Source organism: Moorena sp. SIO3H5, from assembly GCF_010692395.1.
Lineage (GTDB): Bacteria > Cyanobacteriota > Cyanobacteriia > Cyanobacteriales > Coleofasciculaceae > Moorena.
In genome coordinates this window covers 1-9,793 of the sequence record NZ_JAAHHS010000296.1, presented here as the reverse complement: position 1 = coordinate 9,793, position 9,793 = coordinate 1, and the positions used below count along the sequence as shown (strand labels likewise).

Annotated in this window: 8 protein-coding genes; 4 read left to right on the top strand and 4 right to left on the bottom strand. The window is 41.8% G+C overall.

From position 1 onward, the window contains the following. Together F6K52_RS25775 and F6K52_RS25770 are read right to left on the bottom strand one after the other, a co-directional pair. Nucleotides 1–386, bottom strand: a 386-nt coding sequence (locus F6K52_RS25775) for a hypothetical protein (RefSeq protein ID WP_293084871.1), incomplete at its 3' end; no start/stop codon positions are given. A 127-nt stretch (nucleotides 387–513) separates the two neighbouring features. Beyond that, nucleotides 514–1,323 carry an SDR family oxidoreductase gene (locus F6K52_RS25770; protein ID WP_293084868.1) on the bottom strand — a complete coding sequence of 270 codons (810 nt, stop codon included), beginning with the start codon at nucleotides 1,321–1,323 and terminating at the stop codon, nucleotides 514–516. A gap of 909 nt (nucleotides 1,324–2,232) precedes the next feature. Between F6K52_RS25770 and F6K52_RS25765 the strand changes: the two genes are divergently transcribed. From F6K52_RS25765 to F6K52_RS25750, 4 genes are all read left to right on the top strand, one after another. Then, nucleotides 2,233–3,657 (top strand): NADH:flavin oxidoreductase, encoded by a 1,425-nt coding sequence (locus F6K52_RS25765; protein WP_293084865.1) that lies wholly within the window; start codon nucleotides 2,233–2,235, stop codon nucleotides 3,655–3,657. A 294-nt stretch (nucleotides 3,658–3,951) separates the two neighbouring features. Next, nucleotides 3,952–5,418, top strand: a complete 1,467-nt coding sequence (locus tag F6K52_RS25760; RefSeq protein ID WP_293084862.1) for a cytochrome c — start codon at nucleotides 3,952–3,954, stop codon at nucleotides 5,416–5,418. 199 nt (nucleotides 5,419–5,617) lie between these two features. Then, nucleotides 5,618–6,046, top strand: coding sequence for a hypothetical protein (locus tag F6K52_RS25755; RefSeq protein ID WP_293084859.1), 429 nt, complete (start codon nucleotides 5,618–5,620; stop codon nucleotides 6,044–6,046). A gap of 81 nt (nucleotides 6,047–6,127) precedes the next feature. Beyond that, complete coding sequence (locus F6K52_RS25750; protein ID WP_293084855.1) at nucleotides 6,128–7,570, top strand: c-type cytochrome; 1,443 nt, start codon at nucleotides 6,128–6,130, stop codon at nucleotides 7,568–7,570. A gap of 386 nt (nucleotides 7,571–7,956) precedes the next feature. On the opposite strand, the gene F6K52_RS25745 is transcribed toward F6K52_RS25750, so the two are convergent. Further along, nucleotides 7,957–8,946 carry a hypothetical protein gene (locus F6K52_RS25745; protein WP_293084852.1) on the bottom strand — a complete coding sequence of 330 codons (990 nt, stop codon included), beginning with the start codon at nucleotides 8,944–8,946 and terminating at the stop codon, nucleotides 7,957–7,959. A gap of 262 nt (nucleotides 8,947–9,208) precedes the next feature. Beyond that, nucleotides 9,209–9,643, bottom strand: coding sequence for a hypothetical protein (locus tag F6K52_RS25740; RefSeq protein ID WP_293084849.1), 435 nt, complete (start codon nucleotides 9,641–9,643; stop codon nucleotides 9,209–9,211). Nucleotides 9,644–9,793 lie beyond the last annotated feature (150 nt).

Below are 9,793 nucleotides of genomic sequence, written 5' to 3'. Positions count from 1 at the left end.
TGGTACTGGTGCTGGCAACCTGTGCCAAGCACTCCCTCGTTATAAGGTCTCAGGCGCTGCCACTGCTGATCATGGCTGATAGTGAGGGCGTTGGGGGCAAGGAAAGACATACCATCCTTCTTGAGATTGCCTTCGATATAGCCTTGGCTGTTCGGTGGGTCTTGTAAAATGTGGTCTGATAAGTCACGCCCAGATACTAGCAAGACTTTCTTGAGAAGAAAGTTTAGAATGACATTTTTACTACCATAGCGTTTGATTACATCATCAATCCAAGCCCCTAATACTTTTTCAAGGTCGAAACCACGGGGGTTACGGATAAAGCCACTGGCTAGATTACCCAGAAGCCGTAACAAGTCGATTACATTGGTAGAAGGGTAGGTGTTCATTATTCATTGCTCATTGTTTCGTTTACAAATCCTACTTGAGCCTTTCCAGCAGACTTATCCATTGCTTGTATTTTCCTTAAGGCTATAAGCTTAAGCGAGAATTTCTCAATCTACTCCTTGATCAGAACTAGTGGCTGCTTTCTTGCATGCTTCTGACCACTTGGGTTACTAGATTTCGGGGCATAAATCTTATACTCAGGGCAAGCAACTGGTTTTTGATACCAGGGACAACAACAGTTCGATTTTTCATCAGACCAAGATAGCCAATCCTAGCAACAGTTTCAGCATTCATAATCTTTTGTCCACTAACCAGCTTAGAGTCTTCCATGTTTGCCCGAGCTTGAAAACCCGATTCTGTTGGTCCTGGACACAGAGTAGTTACCGTCACCCCTGAACCCTTTAGTTCATTGGCAATTGCCTCAGAAAAGGATAGGACATAGGATTTCGTAGCATAATATACTGCCATCAACGGACCAGGCTGAAACGCTGCTGTGGAGGCAATATTTAAAATTTTTCCAGACTGTTGTTGCACCATAGCTGGCAGAAATAATTTGGTCAAATGGGTCAGGGCTACTATGTTTAGCTGCATCATGTTTAGTTCAGTAGCCAGGTCTGTTTCAGCAAAAGCTCCATAGGTTGCGAATCCCGCGTTGTTGACTAGTGCATCAACCTTGGTACCTTCCTCTTGCAGCTGGTCAAAGATCTCCTGTGCAGCTCCTGGTACTGACAAATCCTTCGGAATAACCCTGACAAATGTCCCAAATTTTTCCCTAAAATCCTCGGCCAGTTGAGATAGTTTTGACTCACTTCTGGCAACTAGTACTAACTTGTAGCCATCGCGAGCAAATAACTTGGTAAATTCATAACCAATTCCACTGGATGCACCAGTAATCAGAGCCGTTTTGGGAATATCCTTTCCCTGATTTTTTAGATTCATTTGAGGTGTATTTTAACAAAAATTAACCCAGGAAATCTTGAAGAATTATTTCGATAGCTTTTCCAAAGGAGTTGGAAACAATGATTCGAGTTTTTTTCATTATAAATAATCCCTAGAGACTTGATAAGCTCTTGCCTTTTTAATTTTGCCTTTTGCATTTTCCTAAGGGATTATGTTCACAACTCAAATGGAAATCCTATGTAGGTTATAGTTATCCAATAGCAGTTGTAACTTAAATTACATTTTAAGCAGATCACCAGATCCTAGGGCAATGAAAAATCAAACCAATGAAGCACACACAGGGACTATAGTTGAGGTATAGCATACTTTTGAGAAATTGAGGGACAAGGGGGGCGCTAGGTGAAGTAGGTGCTTCAGTTGCGAAAAATTTCTCTATTGCCTTGATATTTATCCTCACAGGGAGCTTTTCCAAAACCCGATTGTTGTTAAAAAACTTAATAATCATGAAAGATCAATGGTCGTTAAGTCATAATGGAAAGTGTTGGAAATTATAGTTTTTCGAGGAGAGACTTAACAACATCCAACTGGGGAGCAAGATTTTGTCAGGACTGAACCAAAATTGGCCAACAAACGCCCTTATACAAATTTGTGATAGTTCAATGACTCCTCCTTTGACCCAAAGCAAGGGGATGGGGTCAAAGGAGATAGTCACTGACAGTAATTTATTCTTACCCTAGGGACAGCGCGTACCAGAGAATCGGGCATCAGACCAAATAAGCGTCACAACATAGAAAGGAAAAAAGACAAATGACACCCTTATTGTTATTTACTCTCAATAAGATCCTTAAATAGTTTTCCTAAAAAAATATTCGGCCAGCATCTGGAATGCTAGGCATTGAGCTTGTAGCTTGCTTTATTCCGACAAAAGCCAAGATTCAACTAAATCAAATGGAAAAAGATATAATTTTTGAACCTTTGGAGTTCCGAAACTTGACCCTAAAGAATCGGATATTTCGTTCTAATATTTCTGGTCGATTTGACAACTATGATGGTTCCGGTAACCAGGCACGGATCAATTGGGAAGAGAAATTTGCCCGAGGCGGCGTCGGTGCAATCGTCTCTTCCTTTACACCCGTCCAAATCCGAGGACGAATTTTACCTAACTATGCCACGATTGACCGGGATGATCGAATTCCTTTCTGGCGCAAAGTGGGGGAGAAAGTTCATGAATATGACTGTAAGTTTTTGATGCAACTGAGCCACTCTGGTCGTCAGCGGGATGTTGGTGGTGTGGAGAATTTGCATAATAAGGGTTTGAGTTCAACCAGTGAAACTGAGTCATTTCATGGGCTGGAGTGTCAGGCAATGACACGCAAGGAAATCAAGGAAATGATTCAGGCATTCGCTGATGGTGCCAGACGAGCTCGTGAAGCAGGACTTGATGGGGTAGAACTGCACAGTGCCAATGGCTATCTGATTACCCAATTTCTGAGTTCAGGCATCAACGACCGCAAGGATGAGTATGGCGGTTCTCTGGAAAATCGAGCTCGTTTCTTACTGGAGATTATCCAGGCAATACGCAAAGAGGTAGGAAACGATTTTCACCTCCAGGCAAAAATCAGTGCAGTGGAATACAACGATGCTGTGATTCCTTGGGATAAGCCTGGAAATACCCTGGAAGACTCTATCCAAATCTGTAAGTGGGTGGAGGAAGCTGGAGCAGATGCCCTTCATATATCTACTGGAAGCTTATTTCCCCACCCGTTGAACCCACCTGGTGAGTTTCCCCAGGACGAAGCATACCGATGGTACGAGATCATGCTCGGAAGCGGTATCTATACCTTCCGCAATTACTTACTGTTCCGGTATCGATTCCTATTTCCCATCTTCTTGTTCTTGTGGAACCGAGTTTACAGAAAGGGTTCGACTCAGCCGATTATGGGCAAAGATGTACAGGATAAAGCCTTGGACGAGTCCTTCCGGGAGTTTGTATCAAGTCAAACCATGCAGGAACTCCTAAATAAATACCAAGGTATTAGCATCAGTGATGCTCGGGAAATCAAAAAGCATGTGAATATCCCAGTCATCTGCACCGGAGGTTTTCAGCAAGCATCCTACATCCGTGAGGCGATTAGTGAAGGATTCTGTGATGCGGTTAGTATAGCCCGCCCTCTGGTTGCCAATAATGACCTAGTCCAGCAGTTTCAGCAAGGAAAAGACCTGCCAGACCGACCCTGCACCTACTGCAACAGGTGCTTGCTCAATGCCCTACAAAACCCTCTAGGCTGCTACGATGTGCGCCGATATAATGACGACCACGACAAAATGATTGAACAGGTGATGACTGTATTTGACCCACCACCATTCTCGTAATTCTTGATTATCTTGGTAAACAAAGAGGAATAAAAACCTCTTCTAAGAAATAGAAATGTTTCTTTACATCTTATAGAGAATGCGATCGCTAGCCAACGCCCTTCGGGCTAATCGCTTTCCTCGAATGCTTTTTTCTATAAGACTTAGGATATTACGGTACATAGGTTGAGGGGGCACGGCTGTGTACCCCTACAAATGGCGTTCATTTTTGGATACAAGGGTAAGTCTTGAGTAAATCAAGACTGAGCACTCAACACTGACGCACTATTTTTATAGATCACAAGTAAGAAATTGATGAGTGAATCAGAAAATCCAACCCTACTCAAGGGTGCTTTCAAAACCTTAAAGCGGTTTTGGCTTCTTATTATCGGAGTTGTACTAGTCATCACCCTTGTGATAGCTTGGCCGTTGATATCCAACTCCCCAGTTAGATATGCAGATATTAACGACCACTTTAAGTATGGCTCCATTGGCAGCGAGCCAGTGAATGGAGTTCCCTACTGGATCTGGAAAGTACTGCCAGCAATTTTTCCAGATAAGCTACCCGGTGAGGGTTATGCTTCATTAGGCTTTCTCTATGAACCAGGGCAAGACAGACCCATCGGCTTTTCAAAGCGTCGGATCTTAGTTGACCGTGTTGGTTTAAATTGTGCAGTTTGCCATGCTGGTACAGTACGAGATACCCCTGATAGTACACCCAGGGTAATCACCACCATGCCTTCCAATACGGTCAATCTATCGGGGTACATCAAGTTCATCTCCCAAGTACCATTTGATCCACGATTCAACGCTGACCGGATTTTGGCAGAGATTGCAGCCCAAGGGGAAAAGTTCAACCCCATCCAGAAATTAATTTATCGCTACCTGGTTATTCCCCAGACTCGGGATGCTTTAATTGCTCAGGGTAGCCTACTCGCCTTTTTAAATAACCAACCTGATCGCGGTCCTGGGCGGGTGGATACGTTTAATCCCTATAAATCCCTACAATTTCGCTTCCCGATGGATCAGTTAGACCCTGATGAACTTATTGGTGGTGCAGATTTTCCCTCCATCTGGAATCAGAAGCCTCGTGAGGGTTTGCAGTTGCACTGGGATGGTGATAATGACTCGGTGGATGAGCGGAACCTGAGCGCTGCTTTGGGTGCAGGGGTGACACCAACCACCGTAGATTTGGATGGGATTCAACGGGTTGCTGATTGGCTGTGGGAATTACCAGCCCCGCCCTATCCCTATGAGATTAACCAAAATTTGGCAGCAGTGGGTAAACCAATTTATGAAAACAACTGCGCCAGTTGCCATGCTTTTGGTGGTTCAAAGGTTGGCAAGGTAACACCTATTGAAGAAATTGGTACAGACCGATATCGCCTAGATTCCTACACCTATGAACTGCTTTCTAACCAAAATACCCTCTTTGTCGGGACACCAAGGCGTTTCAACCATTTCCGCAAGACCAATGGCTATGCCAATGTGCCCCTAGATGGAATTTGGCTACGAGCTCCCTATTTACACAATGGTTCAGTACCAACCCTCAGAGACTTGTTGGAAACCCCCGAAAACAGACCCAAAGAATTCTATCGGGGTGATGATGTTTTCGATCAAGAAAAGGTTGGTTTTGTTTCCGATGTAGCCGAGGATCATACCAACAAATTCTTTAATATTGATACAACAATTCCTGGAAATTTCAATACTGGTCACTTGTATGGAACTGACCTCTCTCCAGAAGCAAAAGATGCCTTAGTGGAGTACATGAAGACCCTTTAATAAGGGATATAGCGCTACGGGCAAGTCAGAAGTTAGAAGTCAGAAGTCAAAAGTAAGCTAGGACTAGGTTTCGGAGTTTATAAATATTAAACATCTGAATGCGTAGTGCTATAACTATACAGAATTTTTGACAAACAAAATTTTTATTTCACAACAAGTAGATTCAATAAATAGATTTAATCAAGAGGTAAGAGGTTAAATGAACACTTACGCTAAATGGTTTGGTCGTGTAGTATGGCTTGGCATCATTATCAATGTGGTGTTTTTTGTCATTCCCTTATTGTTCTTACCAGAAGTCATGCTTTCGTTATTAAAAATGCAAATTCCAGTGCCGATTATCTGGGTACGTGCTGCAGGATTGCTGTTGCTGGAAATCAGTATTTTATACATTCCTGGTGCCATGGATCCCTATCGCTATAAAGCAACAGCTTGGATGTCCATATTGGTCACACGAGGTGGTGGAGCTACGTTTTTTATAACGGCTGTCTTGTTATTTGGTCAAGATCTGGGATTTCTGAGTATTGCTTTGGTTGACCTTGTATTCGCAGTTATCCAAGGAATTCTATTATTCCTTGCCCTGCAAACTCAACAACCCTTTATTTCACAAACAGCCAAGGGATTATCCTAACTTTTCGGGAATAGTAATACTTATCACCTAGCACTGCACTCAGCACTATCTAGCAGTAGGGAAAAAAATAACGTTATGGAAATGGTGAAGACGAAATTAGGGACAATACTAATAACGATTGTGATTAGTATTTTCTTGCTGGCTGGAGTTGTAGCTTACGTGGGATGGTACAACCTATTTCGAGAAGACCCCAATCCTCCCACCTATTACGATTATGAGTCGCCAGAAGAACATTTCAAGTATGGTTCCATTGGCACAGAAAATGCTGAAGGTGTACCGTATTTAATTTGGCTGGTGCTTCCCCGGATATTTCCAGACAAACTACCAGGACCTGGTGGTTATACCTCTTTGGGAATTATTTGGGAAGAGGGGAAAGAATTACCTGTTGGCTTTTCTAAAAAAACTATTGGTTTTCCCCGTCAGGGCATAACTTGTGCTGCCTGTCATACGGCTACATTTCGCAAAACTCCTAAAGATAAACCCACGATTATTGCAGCAGGGCCGTCCAATAAGTTTGATTCTCAAGGCTACCTCCGATTTCTGCAAGCTTGTGCCAATGATCCACGATTTACAGCCGACTATATTCTTGGAGAAATTGGATATAACTATGAGCTTTCTTGGTTTGATAAATTACTTTATCGCTATGTAATTATTCCTCAGACCAGGAAATCAATTCTGGAACTTGAGGAAGCATATGCGTGGATGGAATCTCGTCCGGACTGGGGACCTGGTCGGATCTCTCCGTTCAACCCTGTTAAGTTTCGATACTTAGATCAGCCTCTAGATGATTCTGTTGACAACTCCGACATGATGCCCCTTTGGAATCAAAAAATGCATGAAGGATTTGCCTATCATTGGGATGGCTTAGAAACGTCACTGAGGGAAACCATCCAGACTGGGGCAATCGGTGATGGTGCTACTAGGAAGTCGATTAATATCGAAGGTTTAAAGCGGGTAGAAGATTATATTACTGAATTACCTCCTCCCCCATATCCTTTTGAGGTTAATCAAACATTGGCAGCAAAAGGTAGTGAGATTTTTGCTAATACCTGTGCATCCTGCCATGCTTTTGGTGGAGAACGGACAGGAACTGTTATTGAGATCGATGAGATTGGTACTGACCGCAACCGCTTAGATATGTGGACTCAGGAAGCAGCTGATGCTTATAATGAGTACGCTGAAGGCTATGAATGGGACTTTGACTACCTGCGTAAGACTAATGGTTATGTGGCAGTAGCCCTTGATGGACTTTGGCTAAGAGCTCCTTATCTCCATAATGGTTCGGTGCCTAACCTAACCAACTTACTGGAAACTCCTGAGAACCGGACGAAGGTATTTTACCGGGGATATGATGTCTATGATCCCGAAGAAGTCGGCTTTGTCTCGGAGGGACCAAACGCTGAGAAGGAGGGTTTTAGATACGATACTACCGTTATAGCTAACGGTAACCAAGGACATCTCTATGGTACTGATTTACCTGAACAGGATAAGAAAGCTTTGATTGAGTATCTCAAAACTCTGTGATCTACTTGACTGTCTAAAGCACTAGCATATGGGGCAGATAAACTCCCCCATATGCGGCAATTAAACTAATCGCTTTTAGTGAAATCTTTCACTTTTAATTAAACGAGAGTATTCTATATAACAATTATCGAAATCACCAAACTTTTTTTGGGCGACTCTACAAGCTAAAAACTAGTATTTTAGCTTCTTCAGTACATACTATGCTAAATGAGGCACAAAGCCTTACAGGGCAAGGAATTAACTTAAAAAGTTAGTTTCTTTGAACGAAAGTATTGCCCTGTAAGGCTTTTATAGATTAAAGACTCAATATTGGCATAACAAGTCCGGTAGAACCATTTTCGGAGAGCGACAGAAGAGGGATATTGTGTATCACCGACTCGAGTTTACTAAAGATTTCTCGGCAAATTGCTTTCCGCACAAAATGGAGAGGGGACATAAATAGGAGGAAGAAGCTCAATAAACTTGGACACAATCAATTCATTATTTGAAGCCACAAATTCATAAAAATTTGCGCTGTTCCAAATTAAATAAACGTATTTGAAATGCTTTTTGATGGCATTTGTAAGAGATTTAAAGTCTACTTGCCCTCGCTCTATCACTTCTAGCATATCCACACGTTTTTCCTCAATTTCACTATCTGAGAAATAGTTCGCTTTGTACTGGTCATCCTTAATTTTCTCTCGCTTTCTATATTCTGATTCATCTGGATGTCTGAGCTTCTCTAGAAAAATTATCAGACTATCTTTCTTAAGCAGCCTTGCTACATAATCTATTAAATCTTCTCGTTCTGATCCATAGAATGGAAACGTAACATTTTCATATATGATGTTGAACCCGTTATATAAAAAACTCAAATCTTGTTGAGAAGTTATATATTCTGGCGTTAGGTTTATGAAGGAACCATGATGGAATTTCGAGTAATCGTGGTTACACAATCGATAAAAATTGTTTTTGCTATTCACACTAGTGCTAGTTGACAGTGTTCTAATCAAGCCTTTTGAAAATTCTGCCATTGTTCGTCCATTTACACCATCTCCGCCACCAGTTTCCCATAATGTAATGTAATTATCCTTCTCTTTTACTAAGTGTTGAGCTAACCGATATATGCCTACTCCTATGCGGCAATTTTCTTCAACCAAGAATGGAATACTTGCTACAAAATGTTTATCAAATATTCCCATATTTCTCTGAAATAAATCATGATAATCCAATAAATAATCATGATTTGAAAGATAGTTCACATTACCCGTAGGGATTGCGGAGGGAACCTGTTTCATTCCACCTGAAATGTCATGAAAATGTTTAAAGAGCAGTGGATTTTTATTATACAACTGCAAAGTGCGCTCACGGATTTTACGGTATCTTTCCTTTTCCAAGACTCTTCTTATTGTAATTATGTTTTAGCTGTAATTGATCTTTCTTTGGGATTAGAAAACAAACGATAAATCAAGATATAAACTCTCAATTGGTAATTGGGAATTTCTCCCTCTATTATCTCTTCCAAATGTCACCAAGTAGAACACTTTCAGTTCCACGACTGCGATCTCTCCGGTAAACTGAGGAGTGAAGAGTTAGGAGTTAGAAGTTATCCTTTACCCTACTTCTCCAGGGAACGCGAACGCATACATACTTTATCCTTCACCCTTTATCCTTCACCTCAGCAATTTGATTTAAGCGATCGCAAATCCCTCTTAGTTCAGTTTTACTACACACTGGATCTCGTGGTGCTGGCAATTCTGTGTTGGGCCATGTGGGTAAATCAAAACAGGGACAACAGTTTGGTGGTATCCCAGCGGTTTTAATGGGTACAGGCATATCACAACGGGAACAAGGAAGTATATCCCACTTGGGTGTTAATAAATCCGCAATTGTTTCATCAGTTCCTTCTAGGTAACAATCACCAGTCTCTGGTGAAATAGCTAGCTGCCAAATCGTTTCAAATTCTTGGCTGTAGTGCTTGCCATTTGTAAGTGATTGTGGTTGCATAGCTAAAAAACCATTGCGCATCACAACCTTTTTGCCTAACTGGAACCAGTAGGTGAGATAACGTTTGACTTGTGATTCAGATGCCATTGGTTTGTTAGTAGTTAGTTGTTAATAGTTAGTTTGAAGCTGTTAATGAACGACTGAGTTAGGAAGCTTCTTCTCCACTGCCGGTATCTTTCCCCTGTTGCCATGGATTGGATTAGGTTTGAGGTAATTCCCAGAAAGCACCATTGTAGA

Bases quoted from the DNA above. Each gene is read 5' to 3' on its own strand.
- F6K52_RS25770 (WP_293084868.1), bottom strand. From the start codon at position 1,323: ATGAATCTAAAAAATCAGGGAAAGGATATTCCCAAAACGGCTCTGATT.
- F6K52_RS25765 (WP_293084865.1), top strand. From the start codon at position 2,233: ATGGAAAAAGATATAATTTTTGAACCTTTGGAGTTCCGAAACTTGACC.
- F6K52_RS25760 (WP_293084862.1), top strand. From the start codon at position 3,952: ATGAGTGAATCAGAAAATCCAACCCTACTCAAGGGTGCTTTCAAAACC.
- F6K52_RS25755 (WP_293084859.1), top strand. From the start codon at position 5,618: ATGAACACTTACGCTAAATGGTTTGGTCGTGTAGTATGGCTTGGCATC.
- F6K52_RS25750 (WP_293084855.1), top strand. From the start codon at position 6,128: ATGGTGAAGACGAAATTAGGGACAATACTAATAACGATTGTGATTAGT.
- F6K52_RS25740 (WP_293084849.1), bottom strand. From the start codon at position 9,643: ATGGCATCTGAATCACAAGTCAAACGTTATCTCACCTACTGGTTCCAG.